The 20,411-nt window shown below is 62.2% G+C and carries 21 protein-coding genes; 5 read left to right on the forward strand and 16 right to left on the reverse strand.

Annotated features, from left to right (window positions below):
- Nucleotides 1–21 precede the first annotated feature (21 nt).
- The 15 genes from atpA to argC all read right to left on the reverse strand — a co-directional run bounded on the left by atpA (nt 22) and on the right by argC (nt 13,443).
- Complete coding sequence (atpA, locus tag QWY79_RS06855) at nt 22–1,566, reverse strand: F0F1 ATP synthase subunit alpha (RefSeq protein ID WP_290271200.1); 1,545 nt, start codon at nt 1,564–1,566, stop codon at nt 22–24.
- Between the two features lie 16 nt (nt 1,567–1,582).
- Complete coding sequence (locus QWY79_RS06860) at nt 1,583–2,122, reverse strand: F0F1 ATP synthase subunit delta (RefSeq protein ID WP_290271202.1); 540 nt, start codon at nt 2,120–2,122, stop codon at nt 1,583–1,585.
- 11 nt (nt 2,123–2,133) lie between these two features.
- Nucleotides 2,134–2,604, reverse strand: a complete 471-nt coding sequence (locus tag QWY79_RS06865; protein WP_290271203.1) for a F0F1 ATP synthase subunit B — start codon at nt 2,602–2,604, stop codon at nt 2,134–2,136.
- A gap of 75 nt (nt 2,605–2,679) precedes the next feature.
- Complete coding sequence (gene atpE, locus QWY79_RS06870) at nt 2,680–2,907, reverse strand: F0F1 ATP synthase subunit C (RefSeq protein WP_064699929.1); 228 nt, start codon at nt 2,905–2,907, stop codon at nt 2,680–2,682.
- A gap of 58 nt (nt 2,908–2,965) precedes the next feature.
- Nucleotides 2,966–3,790: a F0F1 ATP synthase subunit A gene (gene atpB / locus QWY79_RS06875; RefSeq protein ID WP_290271208.1), complete on the reverse strand. Its 825-nt coding sequence runs from the start codon at nt 3,788–3,790 to the stop codon at nt 2,966–2,968.
- A 14-nt stretch (nt 3,791–3,804) separates the two neighbouring features.
- The gene (locus tag QWY79_RS06880; RefSeq protein WP_290271209.1) at nt 3,805–4,191 is read right to left on the reverse strand and encodes an ATP synthase subunit I; all 387 of its coding nucleotides are present in this window, start codon (nt 4,189–4,191) and stop codon (nt 3,805–3,807) included.
- 205 nt (nt 4,192–4,396) lie between these two features.
- Nucleotides 4,397–5,323 (reverse strand): ParB/RepB/Spo0J family partition protein, encoded by a 927-nt coding sequence (locus tag QWY79_RS06885; protein WP_290271210.1) that lies wholly within the window; start codon nt 5,321–5,323, stop codon nt 4,397–4,399.
- Nucleotides 5,324–5,369: 46 nt separating this feature from the next.
- Nucleotides 5,370–6,140 (reverse strand): ParA family protein, encoded by a 771-nt coding sequence (locus QWY79_RS06890; RefSeq protein WP_290271211.1) that lies wholly within the window; start codon nt 6,138–6,140, stop codon nt 5,370–5,372.
- Nucleotides 6,141–6,169: 29 nt separating this feature from the next.
- Nucleotides 6,170–6,832 (reverse strand): 16S rRNA (guanine(527)-N(7))-methyltransferase RsmG, encoded by a 663-nt coding sequence (gene rsmG / locus QWY79_RS06895; protein ID WP_290271213.1) that lies wholly within the window; start codon nt 6,830–6,832, stop codon nt 6,170–6,172.
- The gene (mnmG, locus tag QWY79_RS06900) at nt 6,829–8,724 is read right to left on the reverse strand and encodes a tRNA uridine-5-carboxymethylaminomethyl(34) synthesis enzyme MnmG (RefSeq protein WP_290271214.1); all 1,896 of its coding nucleotides are present in this window, start codon (nt 8,722–8,724) and stop codon (nt 6,829–6,831) included. Before mnmG ends, rsmG begins: the two co-directional genes overlap by 4 nt.
- A 583-nt stretch (nt 8,725–9,307) precedes the next feature.
- The gene (locus QWY79_RS06905) at nt 9,308–10,081 is read right to left on the reverse strand and encodes an amino acid ABC transporter ATP-binding protein (RefSeq protein WP_290271217.1); all 774 of its coding nucleotides are present in this window, start codon (nt 10,079–10,081) and stop codon (nt 9,308–9,310) included.
- 13 nt (nt 10,082–10,094) lie between these two features.
- Nucleotides 10,095–10,760 (reverse strand): amino acid ABC transporter permease, encoded by a 666-nt coding sequence (locus QWY79_RS06910; RefSeq protein WP_290271219.1) that lies wholly within the window; start codon nt 10,758–10,760, stop codon nt 10,095–10,097.
- A gap of 249 nt (nt 10,761–11,009) precedes the next feature.
- The gene (locus tag QWY79_RS06915; RefSeq protein ID WP_290271221.1) at nt 11,010–11,780 is read right to left on the reverse strand and encodes a transporter substrate-binding domain-containing protein; all 771 of its coding nucleotides are present in this window, start codon (nt 11,778–11,780) and stop codon (nt 11,010–11,012) included.
- Nucleotides 11,781–11,905: 125 nt separating this feature from the next.
- On the reverse strand, nt 11,906–12,259 hold the full coding sequence (gene erpA / locus QWY79_RS06920; protein ID WP_141319635.1) for an iron-sulfur cluster insertion protein ErpA: 354 nt from the start codon (nt 12,257–12,259) through the stop codon (nt 11,906–11,908).
- 149 nt (nt 12,260–12,408) lie between these two features.
- A complete protein-coding gene (gene argC / locus QWY79_RS06925; RefSeq protein WP_290271223.1) occupies nt 12,409–13,443 on the reverse strand; it encodes an N-acetyl-gamma-glutamyl-phosphate reductase in 1,035 nt (344 codons plus the stop codon).
- A 104-nt stretch (nt 13,444–13,547) separates the two neighbouring features.
- Here argC and QWY79_RS06930 point away from each other — a divergent pair, with 104 nt between their 5' ends.
- The 5 genes from QWY79_RS06930 to QWY79_RS06950 all read left to right on the forward strand — a co-directional run bounded on the left by QWY79_RS06930 (nt 13,548) and on the right by QWY79_RS06950 (nt 19,323).
- Nucleotides 13,548–15,344 carry a chloride channel protein gene (locus QWY79_RS06930; RefSeq protein WP_435389766.1) on the forward strand — a complete coding sequence of 599 codons (1,797 nt, stop codon included), beginning with the start codon at nt 13,548–13,550 and terminating at the stop codon, nt 15,342–15,344.
- A gap of 8 nt (nt 15,345–15,352) precedes the next feature.
- Entirely contained in the window at nt 15,353–15,784 is a 432-nt protein-coding gene (gene hemJ / locus QWY79_RS06935) for a protoporphyrinogen oxidase HemJ (protein WP_290271227.1), read from the forward strand.
- Nucleotides 15,784–16,596, forward strand: coding sequence for a bifunctional hydroxymethylpyrimidine kinase/phosphomethylpyrimidine kinase (gene thiD, locus QWY79_RS06940; RefSeq protein ID WP_290271229.1), 813 nt, complete (start codon nt 15,784–15,786; stop codon nt 16,594–16,596). Before hemJ ends, thiD begins: the two co-directional genes overlap by 1 nt.
- A gap of 181 nt (nt 16,597–16,777) precedes the next feature.
- On the forward strand, nt 16,778–18,067 hold the full coding sequence (gene hemL / locus QWY79_RS06945) for a glutamate-1-semialdehyde 2,1-aminomutase (protein ID WP_290271231.1): 1,290 nt from the start codon (nt 16,778–16,780) through the stop codon (nt 18,065–18,067).
- 26 nt (nt 18,068–18,093) lie between these two features.
- Nucleotides 18,094–19,323, forward strand: coding sequence for a P-loop nucleotide/nucleoside kinase family protein (locus QWY79_RS06950; protein WP_290271233.1), 1,230 nt, complete (start codon nt 18,094–18,096; stop codon nt 19,321–19,323).
- A gap of 13 nt (nt 19,324–19,336) precedes the next feature.
- Here QWY79_RS06950 and QWY79_RS06955 read toward each other — a convergent pair whose 3' ends face one another.
- Nucleotides 19,337–19,999 (reverse strand): LuxR C-terminal-related transcriptional regulator, encoded by a 663-nt coding sequence (locus QWY79_RS06955; protein WP_290271235.1) that lies wholly within the window; start codon nt 19,997–19,999, stop codon nt 19,337–19,339.
- Nucleotides 20,000–20,411: the final 412 nt, after the last annotated feature.

Here is a 20,411-nt window from a genome sequence, read left to right on the forward strand (position 1 = left end):
GCCTGAAGCGGGCCGGCGGAATTACCAGCTCTGAGTTGCCTTGAACTTTTCGAGACCTTCCTTCAAGCCACTCTTGATCTCGTCGCTGAAGTCACCGCTCTGGTTGATCGTGTCGAGGAGTTCGGCGAACTCGGACTTCATGAAGTCATGCAGAGAACGCTCGAAGTCCAGCACCTTCTTGACCTCGACATCTTCCAGATAGCCCTCGTTGGCGGCAAACAGGGTCACGGCCATTTCCGCCACGGACATCGGCGAGTACTGATTCTGCTTCATCAGTTCCATCACGCGCTGACCGTGTTCCAGCTGCTTGCGGGTCGACTCGTCGAGGTCGGAAGCAAACTGGGCGAAGGCCGCCAGCTCACGATACTGAGCCAGTGCCAGGCGCACGGTGCCACCAAGCTTCTTGATGATCTTGGTCTGCGCCGAACCGCCCACGCGCGATACCGACAGGCCCGCGTTGATCGCCGGACGCACGCCGGAGTTGAACAGGTCGGTCTCGAGGAAGATCTGACCATCGGTGATCGAGATCACGTTGGTCGGCACGAAGGCGGAGACGTCGCCACCCTGGGTCTCGATGATCGGCAGTGCGGTCAGTGAGCCAGTCTTGCCTTTCACTTCACCATCGGTGAACTTCTCGACATAGTCCTCATTGACACGCGCCGCCCGCTCGAGCAGCCGCGAGTGGAGATAGAAGACATCACCCGGGAAGGCTTCACGACCCGGCGGACGACGCAGCAGCAGGGAGACCTGACGATAGGCCACGGCCTGCTTGGACAGATCGTCATAGACGATCATGGCGTCTTCGCCACGGTCGCGGAAGTACTCGCCCATGGTGCAGCCGGAATAGGCGGCCAGGAACTGCATCGGCGCGGGGTCGGCCGCACCGGCCGCCACCACGATGGTGTTTTCCATGGCGCCATGCTCTTCGAGCTTGCGCACCACGTTGGCGATGGTCGACTGCTTCTGGCCGATCGCCACGTAAACACTGGTCACGCCGGTGTTTTTCTGGTTGATGATGGCGTCGATGGCAATCGCCGTCTTGCCGATCTGGCGGTCGCCGATGATCAGCTCACGCTGACCGCGACCGATCGGCACCATGGCGTCGATCGACTTGAAGCCGGTCTGGATCGGCTGATCAACGGATTGACGGGTGATGACGCCCGGCGCGACCTTCTCGACCGCATCGGTCTTGTCGGTGCCCAGCTCGCCCTTGCCATCGATCGGATTGCCCAGAGCATCGACCACGCGGCCGCACAGTTCCGGACCCACCGGCACTTCGAGGATGCGACCGGTGCACTGAGCGGTCATGCCCTCTTCCAGCTTCAGGTAGTCGCCCAGCACCACGGCGCCGACGTTGTCGCGCTCGAGGTTGAGCGTCATGCCGAAGATGCCGCCGGGGAACTCGATCATCTCACCGAACATTGCATCGGCAAGACCGTGGATCTGCACGATACCGTCAGACACGCTGACGATGGTGCCCTGGTTACGGGCTTCGGATGCGACATCCAGCTTCTCGATACGCTGCTTGATGATGTCGCTGATCTCGGAAGGATTCAGTTGCTGCATGCCATGTCCCTCAGACTCAGGCGGAAAGGGCCTCGTGGAGGCGATTCAGTCGACCACGCACCGACCCGTCGATGACGGTATCGCCGGCACGCAGGACCACGCCGCCCATGAGGCTGCTGTCCACCTGAGTGGTAATGGAGATTTCGCGGTTCAGACGCTTGGCCAGCGCACTCGCGAGCGTTTGTTGCTGCGCGTCGTCCAGCGGGAAGGCGGAGACGATTTCCACGTCCATGCGCTTTTCCTGCTGAGCCTTGAGCAGCGCGAACTGCTCGGCGATGGCCGGCAGAGCCGCCAGGCGACCCTTCTGGCCGACCTGGTAAAGGAAGTTGCGCAGTTCGTCGTTCACGGCATCGCCGCAGAGCTCGACGACCAGCTCGACTTTCTGCGCGCTGGTCAGTCTCGGATTACCGAGCACCTGCTGACGCAGGTCGTCGTTGCCGACAACCTGGGCCACGCTGTCGAGCATGCCGGCCCAGGCATCGAGTGCCTGATGCTGGTCAGCGTACTCGAAAGCTGCCTTGGCATAGGGGCGTGCGACAGTAGACAGTTGCGCCATGGAAGACCTCCTTAAAGCTCGTCAGCGAGTTTTTCGACGAGCTTCGCGTGTTGCTTCTCGTCAATGGAGGATTCCAGGATGCGCTCGGCGCCCATGATGGAAAGACGCGAGACTTCGCCCCGCAGTTCTTCCTTCGCGCGGTTGACTTCCTGCTCGATCTCGGACTTGGCACCCGCGATCATGCGCTCGCCTTCCTGGCGGGCCTGCTCACGTGCCTCGTCGATCATCTGATTGGACCGCTTGTGGGCTTGCTCCAGAATTTCGGCTGCCTGTTCCTTGCTTTCACGCAGAGTCTCTTCGGCCTGCTCTTCGGCCTTTTCGAGGTCACGTGATGCACGGCTGGCAGCGTCCAGGCCATCGGCGATCTTTTTCTGGCGCTCGTGAAGCGCATTGTTGATCGGCGGCCACACGTACTTTATGCAGAACCAGACAAAAATCGCGAAGGCGATCATTTGTCCGATTAGCGTCATGTTGATATTCACAAGGACGTACCTCTGACAGATTCGTGGCGACCGGAAACAGGCAGACCGAGCGCTGCGCGCCCGGTGTGCGATTCGTTAACCGGCAACAACGAAGATCAGGTACATCGCGATGCCCACACCGATCATCGGCACAGCGTCCAGCAGGCCAGCCATCAGGAAGGTCTTGGTCTGCAGCTGGTTGGCCAGCTCCGGCTGACGGGCAGTCGTCTCGAGCAGCTTACCGCCCAGCAGGGCGAAGCCGATGCCCGTGCCCAGGGCACCCAGACCGATCATGAGAGAGGCGGCAATGTAGACGAGTTCCATGGTGATACTCCTATCGAGTTGAGGTTAAGGTTCAAGGGTTTATCAGATGTTGCGCGATTCAGTGATGCTCATGGGCCGCATTCAGGTAGACCACCGTCAGCACGGTGAAGATGAATGCCTGCAGGGTGATGACCAGAATATGGAAGATGGCCCAGGGCACGTTGAGCGTCCAGCTGACCCAGAACGGCAGCAGGGCAATCAGGATGAATATTACCTCGCCGGCGAACATGTTGCCGAAGAGTCGCAGGCCCAGGCTGAGGGGCTTGACCAGCAGACTGATGACTTCCATCACCAGGTTGAAGGGAATCAATAGCCAATGATTGAAGGGCGTCAGTGAGAGCTCCTTGGCAAATCCACCGAGCCCCTTGACCTTGATGCTGTAGTAGATGATCAGGCAGAACACGCCCAGTGCCATGCCCAGGGTGGCATTGGGATCCGTGGTCGGCACCAGTTTCATGTACTCGACCCCGAGCTTGGCGAACAGCTCAGGGGCCAGGTCGACCGGCACGAGCTTGAGCAGGTTCATCAGGAAGATCCAGACGAACAGCGTCAGCGCCAGGGGGCCAATCAGCGAGTTCTTGCGGTGGAAGGCACTATTCACGGTGCCATCAATGAATTCGAAGACCATCTCGATGGCGTTCTGCAACTTGCCCGGCACACCCGTGGTAGCGACCTTGCCGACCTTGCGAAACAGCCAGATGAACAGGACGCCCATCGCCACTGACCAGCCCATGGTATCCAGATGAATGGCCCAGAACCCCATTTCCTGGGCTTCGGCGCTGGAGTGGGCAATCGACCAACCGTTCTCGGGATGGTAGCCATATGTCAGATTCTGCAGGTGGTGCTGAATATACTCCGTGGGAGTCGGGTTGTTGCCTGCCATAAGCTGCCTCGATTTCAGTTGGGTGATGGCCGCGTGCCCAGCCAGGCGGCCAGACAGTGGACGAACAGCATCACCACATAAGCGCCAAAGAAGAAAGCGTGATTTGAGGGGGGCACTGCGACAAATACCACGGTCAGAAGAGCCACCGTCAAACCAAACTTGCCGGCTTCCGCACTGTAGAAGCCTCTCACGATGTTCTTGGCGTGGCGTCCTCCCCGGTAGCGGAAGGCGCGCCAGGCAAAAAAGGCATTGGGCAGGAAAGCCACAACTCCACCCGCAACAACCGAGTGGGCGCCGGAACTCCCTCCCGACAAGGCACCAGCCCCCGTCATCAGGCCTATTACCACCAATTGCGCGAATAACAGTCGCCGAACGCCGGGGCGCTTGATCCTGGCCGCCATGAGGTCTCCGTTGTCTACCTTGCAGGCACCCAGGCCACCTTCTGAACCACCGTCTGCCAATGTCGGCGGTCCGGCGCGATTATAGGGAAGCGGCTCGCCGGCATCAACCGGATGCGCTGCGAATATACGCGATATCACGCCAGGTTAAGACTAAAAGGCAATGAAAAGACGCGAACTTCTTTAGCCCGCTAAATGAATCCTCGCCTCAGCGAATGTGCTCCAGTATGCCGTCGAGCTCTTCCAGGCTGGCATAGCGGATGGTCACGCGCCCCTTGCCGCTCTGGCCGTGCTGGATCTTGACGGGAGCGCCCAGCAGGTCACCGAGGCGCGATTCCAGCCTGGCCACATCGGGACTCTGCTCCGGCTTGGCCTGCTTCTTTGGCCCGCCGGCATTGAGCTGCTTGACCAGGGCCTCGGTGGCACGCACCGTCAGATCCTTGTTGACCACTTCGTGAGCGGCCTTGCGCTGCTTGGCGCCCGAGAGCGACAGCAGCGCCCGGGCGTGCCCCATGTCCAGGTCACCGCGTTCGAGCAGCGTCTGCACTTCCGGGTCCAGCGACAACAACCGCAGCAGGTTGGCGACCTGGGCACGCGAGCGGCCGACGGCATCCGCCGCCTGCTGCTGCGTCAGCTCGAACTCGTCGAGCAGGCGCTTCATGGCCATGGCTTCCTCGACCGGATTGAGGCTCTCGCGCTGAATGTTCTCGATCAGCGCCAGCGCCAGCGCCCCTTCATCGCTGACCTCGCGGATCACCGCCGGAATGACGTCGAGTTCGGCCAGCTGTGCGGCGCGCCAACGCCGCTCGCCGGCCACGATCTCATAGCGTTCGTCGTCCAGCGGCCGCACCACGATGGGCTGCATGACGCCCTGGGCACGGATCGAGTCGGCCAGTTCTTCCAGCGCTTCGGACTGAATGTCACGCCGCGGCTGATAACGCCCGCGGCTCAGCTGGCCGAGCGGCAGACGTTCCAGGCGTTCCTCGGTCTCGGCGAGCCGTTGAGGCTGGTCGTCCTGTTCGTCTCCCGCCAGGGTGGCATCCACTTCCGGCAAGTCCAGACTGTCACGGCGCTTGGCATTGGCGCCGATCAGGGCATCCAGGCCACGTCCCAGGGCGCGTTGTTTGCGCGTCATCGCGTTTCCCTCTTTCGGGGTATATACGGTTCCAGGGTCTATACGATTACAACGACAGACGACGGATCAATTCCTTGGCCAGCACCCGGTGAGCCTGGCTGCCCCGCGAGAACCTGGCGTACTTGGTCACCGGCAGGCCGTGACTCGGTGCCTCGGCGACTCGCACGTTGCGCGGGATGGTGGCCTTGAGCAAGGCATCCCCGAAATAATCGCGCAGCTGCTTGCTGACATCGCGCGTCAGGCTGTTGCGGTTGTCGTACATGGTGCGCAGGATCCCGAAGATCTCGAGCTGGGGGTTCACGCTGTCCTTGATCTGTTCGACGGTGTCGAGCAGCGCCGACAGCCCCTCGAGGGCGTAGAACTCGCACTGCAGCGGGATCAGCACGCCATCGGCAGCCGTCAGGCCATTGACGGTCAGCATGTTCAAGGACGGCGGGCAGTCGATCAGCACTACGTCGTACTCCGCGGCAACCTCGCGCAGGGCGTCGACCAAACAGCGCTCACGGCCATCCTGGCGCTCCAGGAGCTCGACTTCGGCCGCGGTCAGGTCACCATTGCCCGGCAAGAGGGCGTAACCGGCCTCGGGACAGTCGAGGATGACCTCGCTGGACTTGCGATCACCGAGGATGACGTCGAGGACACTGCCGTCCAGCTCGTGCTTGTCGACCCCACTGCCCATGGTGGCATGGCCCTGAGGGTCCAGGTCGACCAGCAGGACCCGGCGGTCCAGAGCCGCCAGGCTGGCGGCAAGGTTGACGGCGGAAGTGGTCTTGCCCACGCCGCCCTTCTGGTTGGTCAAGGCGATGATCTTGGTCACGGCGACATTCCTTGCGTGTGACGGACGCCTCAGTGGCGACCCTGGGTGGAAGCGGTGCGTTCGAGTATCACCAGCCGACGCTGGCCGGGCTCGAAGGGTACCCGCAGTTCATGACTGGCGACCGGGGCAACATCCTCGGGCAATCCGCTCAACTCATCCTCCACGGTGGGGCCCTTCATGGCCAGCCACCGTCCTCCATCCGCCACCAGGCGGGCACTCAGCGAGACGAAATCCCCCAGGCTGGCGAAGGCCCGCGAGATGACTTCGTCATAACCTGTGGCCGGTCCCGCGAAGGCTTCGACCCGCGCCTGGACCGGAGTGACATTGGTCAAACCCAGTTCCATCACCGCCTGGCGTTGAAAGCGTACCTTCTTGCCGTTGCTGTCGAGCAGGGTTACCTGACGTTCCGGGGCGAGAATCGCCAGTACCAGTCCCGGCAAGCCGGGACCGGCCCCCACATCGAGCAGCGACGAACCGGTGACATGGGGCGCCACGACGGCGCTGTCCAGAAGGTGACGCGAGACCATGTCCTCCGGCGCCCGTATCGCGGTGAGGTTATAGGCACGGTTCCACTTGTGCAACAGCGCCAGCAGCGACATCAATGCGTCCCCGGTGCCCGGCCGGGTCTCGAGACCCAGCTCGTCGAGGCCCTGTTCCAGGCGCTCGCGCAAGCGCTGATCATCCTGGGTCATGCGTTGGCTACCCGGCTTTCATCGAGCAGGCGGCGCTTCTTGAGATGGATGAGCAGGATCGACACCGCCGCCGGTGTGACGCCGGAGATGCGCGAGGCCTGCGCCAGTGTCTCGGGCCGGCTCTCGATGAGCTTCTGACGGATCTCGTTGGAGAGCCCTTCCACCTGTTGGTAATCGAGATCGGCGGGCAGCGGCGTGGCTTCATGACGCTTGAGCTTGTCGATGTCGGCCTGCTGACGATCGATATACCCCTGGTACTTGGCCTGGATCTGCACCTGTTCGGCGACGCGCTCATCCTCGACCGGTTCGCCCACCAGCCCGGCGACATCACGATAGCCCAGCTCGGGGCGGCGCAGCAGCTCGAGCAGGTTGTATTCCCGCTTGAGCGGCTGCCCGGTGAGCTCATCGACCCTGGCCGCCGCCTCGCCACCGGGTTGTACCCAGCGGGACTTGAGCCGCGAGGTTTCCTGCTCGACGGCTTCGCGCTTGGTGCTGAAGGTCTGCCAGCGTTGATCATCGATCAGGCCCAGCTCGCGACCGGCCTCGGTGAGGCGCATGTCGGCGTTATCTTCGCGCAGCAGCAGGCGGTACTCGGCGCGAGACGTGAACATGCGATAGGGCTCGCGGGTCCCCAGGGTGATCAGGTCATCCACCAGGACGCCGAGATAGGCTTCGTCGCGACGCGGCCACCAGGCGTCCAGGCCGCTGGCGCGACGGGCGGCATTGAGACCGGCCAGCAGCCCCTGGGCGCCGGCTTCCTCGTACCCGGTGGTGCCATTGATCTGCCCGGCGAAGTAGAGGTTGTCGATATGCCGGGTTTCCAGCGAGTGCTTCAGATCCCGCGGATCGAAGAAATCATACTCGATGGCATAGCCGGGCCGCGTGATATGGGCATTTTCCATGCCGCGGATGGAACGCACGACCTGCAGCTGCACATCGAAGGGAAGCGACGTGGAGATGCCGTTGGGATACAGCTCATGGGTCTCCAGGCCCTCCGGCTCGACGAAGATCTGATGGCTGTTCTTGTCCGCGAAGCGATGCACCTTGTCCTCGATGGACGGGCAATAGCGCGGTCCCACGCTGTCGATGGTGCCGGAAAACATCGGCGACCGATCCAGGTTAGCGTGAATGATCTCGTGGGTGCGCTCGTTGGTGTGCGCGATGTGGCAACTCACCTGACGCGGATGCAGCTCCCGATCGCCCATGTACGACATGACCGGGGTCGGGTCATCACCCGGTTGTGCATCGAGCTGCGAGAAATCGACGCTCTTGGCATCCAGCCGCGGGGGAGTCCCGGTCTTGAGTCGATCGACGCTGAACGGCTGGGCCCGCAGACGCTCTGCCAGCCCATTGGAGGGCGGATCGCCGGCTCGACCGCCGCGGCTGTTGTCCATCCCGATGTGGATAACTCCGCCGAGGAAGGTGCCGGTACACAAGACCACGCTTTCGCTGTGGAAGCGGATTCCGGTTTCGGTGGTGACGCCGCGTACCTGGTTGCCGTCGACGATCAGGTCGCCGGCGGCCTGCTGAAAGATCGTCAGATTGGGCTGGTTCTCCAGCATGCCGCGGATGGCAGCCTTGTACAGCACGCGGTCCGCCTGGGCACGGGTCGCCCGCACGGCTGGGCCCTTGCGCGCATTGAGCACGCGAAACTGGATGCCGGCCATGTCGGTGGCCAGGCCCATGGCACCGCCCAGGGCATCGATCTCCTTGACCAGATGACTCTTGCCGATCCCGCCGATGGCAGGATTGCACGACATCTGACCGAGGGTCTCGATGTTGTGGGTCAGAAGCAGCGTACGGCAGCCCGTGCGAGCCGAGGCCAGAGCGGCTTCGGTGCCCGCATGGCCACCACCGATGACGATGACGTCGAAACGGTCGGGGTAATCCAAGGTTCACCTCGTTCGGCGCATCGGCGCCGATATTGCGAATCGGGGATGAAATCAGCCAGCCAGTATAAACCTCCTGTGGGTAATCGTCAGGGTTTTCCACACCTGGATTTTGGTCCGCGTCCTTTCACACACCCTCAGACAACAATATAAATAATATATAGATAAGAAGTTCTGTTGTTGTTGTTATTACTGGTGTGGAGCTTTTCTGTTGATAAGCGATCATAAACCTTTTACATCAACAACATGTAGTGTTGACTGATACACGCAAAGCTTCCGGGCGAGCTGCGCACGAGCTGTTGGAGGTCTGTGGATGAAACCTCGACTTGCCCACAAGCCGGAAAAATCAGCCCTTTTCCACCGACCACTACCCGAGTTGTCACCGCGGCTGTGAACAACCTGCCTCCTTGTTCAGCATTACCGGCGTGGCAGTGCCTGCGAGCGAATTTCGGGGGTCATCGTCCGGCTGGTTATCCACAGGCAGAAAAAAGGCCCTGTCGATAACGACAGAGCCTTGAGAAAGTGCCTGATTGGCACTCGATGAGATCCTGGAAGGCGATCAATGCCTCCCGCAAATGCGCGACGGTCAGTGCTTGAGCACCCTCGAAAGGAAACTCTGGGTGGCGGCCTCGACAGGCTGATCGAAGATCGTCTCGGGCGGGCCTTCCTCGACGATGCAGCCCTTGTCGATGAAGATCACGCGGTCGGCGACCTCGCGGGCAAAGCCCATTTCGTGGGTGACGATCATCATGGTCATGCCGTCATTGGCCAGCTCGCGCATGGCATCGAGCACTTCGCCGATCATCTCGGGATCCAGCGCCGATGTGGGCTCATCGAAGAGCATCAGGCGGGGTTCCATGGCCAGGGCACGGGCCAGGGCAACACGCTGCTGCTGACCGCCGGAGAGCTGGGTCGGGTACTTGTAGATCTGGTCGCTGATGCCGACACGCTCGAGCAGGCGTTCACCGGTCGCCACCGCCGTTTCGCGGTCCTGCCCGCGTACCTTCATGGGCGCCAGAATCACGTTGTCGAGCACGCTGAGGTGCGGAAAGAGGTTGAATTGCTGGAACACCATGCCGACTTCGGTGCGGATCTTCTGCAGGGCCTGAGTGGCCTTGCCGTAGGGCAGCAAGGGACTGTCGTCGACATCCAGTTCGCCCTGCTGGAATTCTTCCAGGCCGTTGACGCAGCGGATCAGTGTCGACTTGCCGGAGCCACTGGCGCCGATGACCACGACGACCTCGCCGGTGGCGACGCTCAGGTCGATATCCTTGAGCACGTGAAAGTCGCCGAAGTGCTTGTTGAGCTTGTTCATGCGCACGATGGGCTCGGCGCCGGCCGTGGACTTCTGCTGGTTCATGAGGTGCCTTCCTTTATTGTCCGACGAGGCCCTTGCGCTCGAGCATGCGCAGCGCAAACGACAGGGTCAGGGTGATCGCCAGGTACAGCAGGGCAACCATCAGGTAGACCTCCAGGGCGGTGAAGGTGGTGGCGATGTAGATCTGTCCCTGGCGGACGAGTTCGCCGACGCCGATGACCGAGAACAGGGAGGTATCCTTGATGCTGATGATGCCCTGGTTGCCGAGCGATGGAATCATGCGCCGGAAGGCCTGGGGCCAGATGATGTAGCGAAACGTCTGTACCCGTGACAGCCCGAGGGACAGGCCCGCCTCGCGTTGGCCGCGCTCCACGGATTGCACGCCACCGCGCACGATTTCCGAGATATAGGCCCCGGAATTGACGGCAATGGCCGCGATACCGGCGACCAGGGCATTGATGGGACCACCGAGGATCTGCGGCAGACCATAGAAGATGAACAGGACCTGGACGAGCACCGGGGTGCCACGGAAGACTTCGATATAGGCGATGGCGGGCATGCGCAGCCATCGGGTCGGGCTGATTCTCAGCAACCCGAAGATGATGCCGATGATAAAGCCGATCGCCAGACCACCGAAGGATATCAGCAGGGTGTAGGGGATACCCGTTGCCAGTTGCGGAATGGAGGCGAAGGCCGCCTGCCAGTCGAATTGAAAGTCCACAGTGGGTCTCCCTTTCAGCGTTCTTGGCGTGGAAGCACTGGCCCGGTGGCGAAGGGGGGAGCACCGCGGCCAAGCCGGTGGGTCTCACCACTGTGAACCAGTCGCCGCCGGCACGACGCTGAAAGAGGAACTCCGGCAGCGAGCGGTGTCCCTTCGCTCGCGTCTTGGGTCAGTGCTTGCTGGATGATGGGGTAACACAATGGGGTCGGGCCCGTGGACCCGACCCCATGTTCGGCATTGACGTCCGACTCACTCCTCGTCGGAGGAAGAACCGAACCACTTGGCGTGGATTTCGTCGTAGGTGCCATCTTCCTTCATGGACGCCAGGGCCTCGTTGATGGGTTCGACCCATTCGCTGCCCTTGGCGATGGCCAGCCCGTACTGCTGCCCCTCGTAGAGCGGGCCGACGGTCTTGACCTTGCCGTCACCCTTGGTCTGGGAGAAGTAGCCGACATTGGGGGCGTCATAGAAGACGGCATCGACGCTGCCGCCCAGCAGTGCCATGTACATGTCGCTGGTGCCCGGATAGGGCGTGATGTCGGCGCTGTCGCCGAGATTTTCCTGAAGATAGTCGTAGCTGGTGGAGCCGATCTTGGTGCCGATCGACTTGCCTTCCAGGTCATCGACGCTCTGGATGCTGTCATCATCCTTGTTGACCAGCAGCTTCAGACCACTGTCGTAATACGGATCGGAGAAGTCGACGATTTCGCCGCGTTCTTCGGTGATGGTGATGCCGGCGATGGCGATGTCGACATTACCGGTCTGCACGGCGGGGATGATGCCGTTGAAGTCCATGGTCCGCAGGTTGTAGTCGAACCCGGCGCGGTCGGAGATTTCCTGGATGATGTCCATGTCGAAACCGACCATCTCACCGGTTTCCTGGTCCATCATTTCAAAGGGCACGAAGCTCGGATCGGTGGCCACGTTGAGCGTCTGGTCCTGGGCAACGGCCATGCCGGAGGCAGCGAGACCGAAGCCGATGCAGGTAGCCAGTGATACCGCCTTCATTTGACGTTTCATACGTTTCCCCATGGAAGCAATTGTTGTGGAATACATATCCACCATGGCGAGTTGTCATGAAGGCGTCAAGTCAGGGCGGGAAGCCTTGTCAGCGCCAGTTCAACGTTCCGGCGCGGTGCGGTGGGTCAGACCATGAAGGAGGCGCCGCAGCCACAGGTGGTGGTGGCATTGGGGTTCTGGATCATGAAGCGTGCACCGGCCAGTCCTTCCTCGAAGTCGACCGTTGAACCGACCAGATACTGGTAGGAAAGAGGATCGACCACCAGGGCCACGTCGTCGAATTCGACCAGTGTGTCGTCTTCGGCGACCGAATCGGCAAAATCGAAACCGTACTGGAAGCCGGAACAACCTCCGCCGGTCACATAGACCCGCAGCTTGAGTGCCTGGTTGCCCTCTTCCTCGACCAGGCCTCTGATGCGCGCCTTGGCACTGTCGGACAGCAACAGCGGGGTAGGAACAAAGGATGCGACACCACTCATGGGTGACCTCCTCGTGATCGGTGGGTGTGGTTCATGCCACGATTATCCACACCACCCAGTAAAAAGGTCAACTATTGTGTGGGGGCGACCTGTCCCCGGCGCTTCTCACGCCGGGTTGGCGGTGATCGCCTGGTCCGGTAGAGGAAAGCTCAGGGCATCATGGCCGGGGCGTCGAGGCCGGCGGTCTCGTCACAGCCGAACATCAGGTTGAGGTTGTGTATCGCCTGACCCGAGGCGCCCTTGACCAGGTTGTCGATGACCGCGAGGACTACCACGGTGTCGCCGTCTGACGGGCGGTGCACGGCGATGCGGCACATGTTGGCGCCCTTGACGCTGCGGGTTTCCGGGTGACTGCCGGGCGGCATGACGTCGACGAAGGGTTCGTCGGCGAAGCGCTGTTCGAACAGTGCCTGGAGATCCGCGACATCGCCCTGCAACTGACCATAGAGCGTGGCATGGATGCCGCGGATCATCGGGGTCAGATGGGGCACGAAGGTCAGGCCGACCCGCTCGCCGAAGGCATCGCCCAGGCCCTGGCGGATTTCCGGCAGGTGGCGATGACCGGAGGCACCATAGGATTTCATCGATTCGCTGGCCTCGGCCAGCAGTGAGCCAACCTTGGCCCCACGCCCGGCGCCGGTGACGCCGGATTTGCAGTCGGCAATCAGGTGGTTGGCATCGATCGAGGCGCTTTCCAGCAGTGGCAGCAGGCCGAGTTGCACGGCCGTCGGGTAACAGCCGGGCACGGCGACCAGGCGTGCTTCGCGAATGCGCTCGCGGTTGGTTTCCGGCAAGCCGTAGACCGCTTCCGCGAGGAGTTCCGGGGCACCATGAGGCTGGCCATACCACGACTCCCATTCATCGGCATCGCGCAGACGGAAGTCGGCCGACAGGTCGATGACGCGCGTGCCTCGGTCGAGCAGGTCGCCCGCCAGGGCATGGGCGACGCCGTGCGGTGTGGCGAAGAAGACGGCGTCACAAGCGCCCAGGCGTTCGGGGTCGGGATTGCTGAAACGCAGGTCGGCGTAATGCCCCCGCAGATTGGGATACAGTTCGCTGACCGCCAGGCCGGCTTCACTGCGCGAGGTAATGGCCTCGACACTGACACCCGGGTGACGCGCCAGCAGCCTGAGTAGCTCGACTCCGGTATAGCCGGTGCCGCCGACGATTCCGACCTTGATCACGTTGGACTCCTCATCAGGGGTGAAAGCTGGGACCTCTATAGTGAATATGATACACAAGACAGGCATGGCCTACCCAGTGGGGTCATGGTCGGATTATCGATGTCATGGACATCGCTCGGTTCCAGAGGACGGTCTTCTTGTCACGACGCTGGTTTCGCTTCTATTCCCTCGATGGCTTTCGCCGCCGCCTGGCGAGTGTCGATGGCCTGCCGCAGCTGTGCGTACTGGGTGTCTTCTCGGGCTTGATCACCGGCGGTCTGATGGTCGGCTTTCGGTTGCTGCTGGAAGTCGGTGCCATGGCCTTCATGCCGGATGCCGATCCTGAAGCCTTCGAAACGCTCTCGCCCTGGCTCAGATCCTCGCTGCCGGTGCTGGCGGTGATCCTGATTGGCCTGTGGATGCATTATCAGCCTCCTGCCGCGCGTCAGATCGGGGTGGCCCATGTCATCGAGCGACTGACCTACCATCAGGGCCGCTTTCCGCTGCGCAACTGGTTCACACAATGGTGGGTCGGCTTGATCTCGGTACTCGGCGGGCTTTCCGCGGGCCGCGAGGGCCCGGCCATTCATCTCGGCGCGGCGGCTTCGAGCGGCCTGGGTGAGCGCTTGCGGCTGCCGCACAACAGCCTGCGCGTGCTGGTGGGGTGCGGCACGGCCGCGGGCATCTCGGCATCGTTCAACACGCCGATTGCCGGCGTCATCTTCGCCATGGAAGTGGTGATCATGGAATACACGCTGATCGGTTTCATGCCGGTGATCCTGGCCTCTACCATCGGTGCTCTGGTGGCTCAGATGGCCTATGGCAGCGTGCGCCCCTTCCAGATGAGCGGCGTCGAGCTGGAGTCGTTGTACAATCTGCCCTGGATCGTGCTGAGTGCACTGGCGATCGGCCTGATGGCGGGAGGCTTCGTCAAGCTGGCGCGTTCGGGCAATGTCATGAAACGTCTCCCCTTTGCGGCACGCCTGGCCCTGGTTGCCGGCCTGGTCGGTGGCGTGGCCTGGTGGTATCCCCAGGTACAGGGCATGGGCTATGACAGCCTGGGCAGCATCCTGAATGGTTCGATCACCCTGGACGTGCTGATTGCCCTGGCCATCGGCAAGCTGGTGCTGACGGCCCTGGCGGTGGCCTGCGGCATTCCGGTGAGCATCATTGGTCCGGTGCTGGTGGCCGGCGGTGCCGCCGGAGCCCTGTGTGGCCTGTTCGGCGGCTGGTGGTTGCCGGAGGTCGCGGCCGGCCCCGAGGTGTATGCCATGCTGGGCATGGCGGCCATGATGGGGGCCGTCCTGCAGGCCCCGCTGGCGGCGCTGATGGCACTGCTCGAGCTGACGCACAATCCGGGCATGATTCTGCCGGGCATGCTGGCCGTGGTGGTGGCGGGGCTGACGTCACGCCAGCTGTGTGGCTGTGATGGCTTCTTCGTGAGTGTCACCCGCCATGGGCTGCACCCCTTGCAGCAGCCCTTGATGCAGGCCCTGTCACGCGTCTCGGTGCCGGCGGTCATGGAGCGCGCCCTGGTTCGCTCGCCGCGCCGCGTGACGCGTGCCGAGGCCAGTGCCCTGCTGGACGACAAGCCCGAATGGGTGGTCATCGAGCGCACTCGCGATGACAAGCCGACCCTGGCCCTCAAGGCGGCGTCCCTGGCGCGCTGGATGCTGGAGCATGATGACGATGACAATATCGGCAAGGATGGCAAGATGGACCTGCTGGAGATCCCCGGCAAGCGCCTGGACCTGGCACCCATCCATCTGCAGGCGACACTGTCCGAGGCCTTCGATCGGCTCAATACCAAGCATGTCGATGCGCTCTACGTGCAACACGGCCATCGTCCCGGCAAGCAGCGCATCTCGGGTATCATTACCCGCGATGCCATCGAGCGCTATTACCGCTTTCGCAATACGTGAGGAGTGACATGTATCTCTGGATCAAGGCCTTTCACCTGATTGCCATGGTGACCTGGTTGGCGGCGATGTTCTATCTGCCGCGCCTCTATGTGTACCATGCCACGGCCCGCGATCAGGGCGATCGGCAGGCCATGGCGTATTTCACCACCATGGAGCGCAAGCTGTATCGGGGCATCATGATGCCCTCGATGGTGGCTCTGCTGATCCTGGGCGGCATCATGCTCTATCTGGTACCTAACTGGCTGAGTCAGGGCTGGATGCATGTCAAGCTGACCCTGGTCGCCCTGCTGGTGGCGTATCACCATGTATGCCTGATCTATCTCAAGCAGTTTGCCGCCGAGCGTTGCCAGCGCAGCTCGAGATATTTCCGCATCTTCAATGAACTGCCCGTGATCGCCCTGCTGGGGATCATCCTGCTGGCCGTGCTCAAGCCGTTCTGATGACGCCATCCTTGACCATCAATCGACACCTTCCGGTGGTTCTGGCCCTGGGGGGACACGATCCCACCGGCGGTGCCGGTATCATTGCTGACGCCGAGGCCATTGGTGCCTGTGGCGGCTGGGCGTTGACGATTCCCACGGCGATGACGGTGCAGAATTGCCGCGATGTCAGCCGCGTACAGCCGGTGGCCGGCGAGCTGGTCAGCGAGATGGCCGACGGGCTGGCGGATATCGAGATCGATGCCATCAAGATCGGTCTGCTGAGCGATGTCGCGAGCCTGGAGGCGGTGGTGGACATCGTCCGGCGTCGGCCCGGAGTGCCGGTGGTGGCCGATCCGATCCTCAAGGCGGGTGGTGGTCGTGAGTTATCCACGGATGCCCTGGCGGCGGCGTACGCGTCGCGCCTGTTTCCCCTTGTGGATATCCTGACGCCCAATCATCTCGAGCTGCAGCGTCTGGCCGAGGCGGCATGTCGGGATGAGACCGACAGGGCAGTCAGTCTGATGCGCCAGGGCTGCCAGGCGGTGCTGGTCACCGGCACCGATGCGGCGGACGCCGATGACAAGGTTGTCCACACCCTGCATACGCCGGATGGTGATCGCCAGTGGGAATGGCCACGCTTGCCGGCGGTCTTCCATGGTTCGGGTTGCACCCTGGCCGCGGCGCTGGCGGCTCGGCTGGCGCTGGGGGATTCCATGGTCGCCGCCTGTGAGCAGGCTCAGGCCTTTACCTGGGAGGCGCTGTCGAACGGCTGGTGCCCGGGAGATGATCAGTGTCTGCCGCGACGCTACTGGAACGGGCCAGGTATGTAATACTGAATGAGTGAGCCGAGGCAGGCATTGGCGGGATCGATGGCGACCACTTCGACGCTTTTCACCGGTCGATCACTGCTCGTCAAAAGTTTATCCAACGAATTATCCACAAGCTGGAGGCCGCCAGTCTCCTGCCTCCAGCATCATCCAGGGCTTTCCCTCAACAGGACAAGAGGTTGACATGACCACATCAGCGCAGCTCTTCGAACGGGCCTGTCGACGCATTCCCGGCGGTGTCAATTCGCCGGTGCGTGCCTTCAAGGGCATGGACCGTTCCCCGGTTTTCATGGAGCGTGCCCAGGGAGCGTATCTATTCGATGTGGAAGGCAAGCGTTATATCGATTATGTGGGCTCCTGGGGGCCGATGATCACCGGTCACGCCGATCCCGATGTGCTGGGCGCGGTGCGCGAGCGTCTCGATGATGGCCTGTCCTTCGGCACGCCGACGGCCATCGAGACCGACATGGCCGATCTGATCTGCGAGATGATCCCCAGCATGGACATGGTACGCATGGTCAATTCCGGCACCGAGGCCACCATGTCCGCGGTGCGCCTGGCCCGCGGCTACACGGGACGCGACAAGATCGTCAAGTTCGAGGGCAATTACCATGGTCATACCGACTCCCTGCTGGTCAAGGCGGGCTCGGGAGCCGTGACCCATGGTGAGCCGAGCTCGCCCGGCGTGCCGGCATCGCTGGCCGAACATACCATCACGCTGTCGTATAATGATCCGGATGCCGTGGAGGCCTGCTTCGAGGAAATCGGCGACCAGGTCGCCTGCATCATCGTCGAGCCGGTGGCCGGCAACATGAATTGCATACCGCCCCAGCCGGACTTTCTCGAAACCCTGCGGCGGGTCTGTGATCGCCATGAGAGCGTGTTGATCTTCGATGAGGTCATGACCGGCTTTCGCGTCGCCATGGGCGGCGCCCAGGCACATTATGGCGTTACGCCGGATCTGACCTGCCTGGGCAAGATCGTCGGTGGCGGCATGCCCGTGGGGGCCTTCGGGGGTCGCCGCTCGATCATGGAAAACATCTCGCCGCTGGGACCGATCTATCAGGCCGGCACCCTGGCGGGTAACCCGCTGGCCATGGCGGCGGGCATTGCCCTGCTCAACAAGGTGCGTGAACCCGGCTTCCATGATGCCCTGTCCCAGCGTGCCGCAACGTTGTGCGAAGGTCTGCAGACGCGTGCCGATGCCGCGGGTATCGACATGATCACCCAGCAGGCTGGAGGCATGTTCGGCATCTTCTTCACCGGACAGAGCCGGGTGGACAACTTTGCCCAGGCCACGGCCTGTGATGGCGATGCCTTCCGCCGCTTCTTTTCCGCCATGCTCGACCAGGGGATCTACCTGGCACCGTCGGCATTCGAGGCCGGCTTCATGTCCAGCGCGCATGCTCCCGAGGATATCCAGGCGACCCTGGATGCCGCCGAAACGGTGTTTGCGTCGATGAATCAGGCCTGAAGGGCGTTACTGCAAGGAGACCGGTAATGAGCCAGCAACCGCACGACAGCCTGCCGCGGGAGGCGGATTTCGACCTTGCGTCACTGATTGCCGCCTTGCATGCCTGGCATGCGCAACAGTCCACGGTGGACGAGGCATCGGCCGCGCAGTTGATTCGCGACCGCAGTCAGGCAGAGCTCCAGGCCCTGGGTGCTCTGCTGCACGGCGAAGAGGATCGCCAACGGGTGGCCGACCTCGAACGCTGGCTGGAGGAGAACATCGCGCGTCTCGAACCTGTGCTGCAGGCGCGCTGCACCGGGCTCTTGCCGGCCAGCTGGGCCAGGGCTCATGCGGAGAGTCGCTTGATCGATGACGGCCGGGTCCTGATGGCCAATGCCATTGATCGGGATCTCGCGGGCGCGGGCTCAGAGGGGCCGCTGGATGCGGCGAGCGATCTGGCCTCCCTGCTGGTCGGCCTGGAAGTCCGCGATGAGCGTCGCCTCGCCTTTCAGGCACTGGATGGCTATCTGCGCCTGACGGGCGATTACGAGTTGCCGCGACTCTTGCCGGTCTTCCAGGTGATCGAGGCATTATCCGGGGCGCGACGTGTCCTGCGGCGTTTCAGCGATGCCGGGGACGAGGAACAGCCGGCATTGCTGGCCGAGACGATGAGCGATTTTCGGCGTTATCTCGCCCTGGCCGAGCAGTATACCGAGTTTCGCTTCCCGCCCCTGGTGATCGGGGTCGGCGTCTCGGGGAGCGGCAAGAGCCGTTTCACGCGCACCCTGGTGGATCGGCTGGGTGCCATTCGCGTGTGTTCGTCCGCCGAGCGTCGTCGTCTGTACGATGTTTATCCACAGGAGGAGGGCCGGCAACCAGATGTGGACATGTTTTCACGGACGGCGACCGAGGCAACCTATCAGCGCCTGGCACGCTGCGCCGGCGCGCTGCTGGATGCCGGGTTGCCCGTCTGCATCGACAGTACCTGTCTCCAGCGGGAACAGCGTGACCTGCTGCGCCATCAGGCCGAGGCCCGCGGCCTTCCGGTGTTGCTGATCCATTTCGAGGTCGATGACGCCACGCTGCGGCGGCGCATTGCCAAGCGGGCTGCGCGGCAGTCAGTGGCGACCGAGGAAAGCCTGGGTGTGCTGGAACAGCAGTGCAGCCTCTTCGATGCCTTCACCGAAGAGGAGCGTCGTCTGCTGGTGCGTTTGGATACCACGGCCGACAATGCCGCTGAAACCCTGGCCGGGCTGATGCAGGAACACATGCGCTGAAGCGCCTGGCGTTTCAGTGCTGCTCGCCGCGGGGCGGTGGCGCCCCCAGATGCTGGCGGGCCCAGCTGACGGCCTGGCGGCGCGTGTTCACACCGATCTTCTTGAAGGTATTGTAGAGGTGTGACTTCACGGTGTGCTCGCTGACATTCAGGATGTCGGCGATCTCCAGGTTGGAAGACCCCGAGCCCAGCAGGCCGATGATTTCCTGTTCGCGCTGGGTCAGACCGCAGGCCGGTCGATAGGCATTCATCTGCTGCTGACGCAGGAACTCCAGGAGTCGCGCCATCAGTGAGCGGGACATCCAGGGGTGGCCTTCCATCAGCGTGGTCAGGCCCTTGCAGATGAGAGACAGGTCATCCTGACGATAGAAGACCCCCTGGAGGTGCATGGCGGATACCAGTTCCGCGGCATGATCCTCGTCGGCAAGGTTGAACACGGCCAGAGCCACACCGGGCTGGTCGGAATAGTGGGTATACCAGGCATATACCGAAGCTTCGCTCATGTGGTCGATATCCAGCAGGATGACCGTGGGCAGGGCTTCTTCATGCGTCGGGCGGGATTGTGGCAGCGTGACGGACACAGGGAAATCGCCCTGTTCACGCAGGTAATCCACAAAGAGTTGGGAAAAGGCGCTGGGCTCTGTCACCAACAAGAGAGAGCGGTGGTCCTTATCCATGGGTAGCCTCCTTGGCCTGGCTGAATGGTCGTCATGGTTCACGGCACTTGGCATGCATGGTGATGTTGCCTGCACCCCATGGTGTCGACGATCTTCCCCTGCAAAGAACGCCAGTCGCCCTTACGCTGCCAGTTGCCGTTAGCACGGCTGATGCAGAACCTGCGGCTAAGGCCTCTCCGGGCTCTCGGTTCACGTTGTTTCACCGCAGGTCTTAGTCGTTTAAGCTTAGTACGTCTCTATAGCATGCATCTTAACGCAATGTAATAGATGGCTGTAAAAAGTTTGTTCATGCGTTGCGCACGCCTGTCAGTGCCGCGAGCCGCCGCAGTCTGAGCGCTGTCAGACGTTCCGCCAGGCTCATTCCTTATGCTGGCTATTACGCCTAAAATACTGCCATGAATCCCTGAGGAAA

Origin of the sequence: Halomonas sabkhae (genome assembly GCF_030409265.1) — a bacterium.
GTDB classification, from domain to species: Bacteria; Pseudomonadota; Gammaproteobacteria; order Pseudomonadales; family Halomonadaceae; genus Halomonas; species Halomonas halmophila.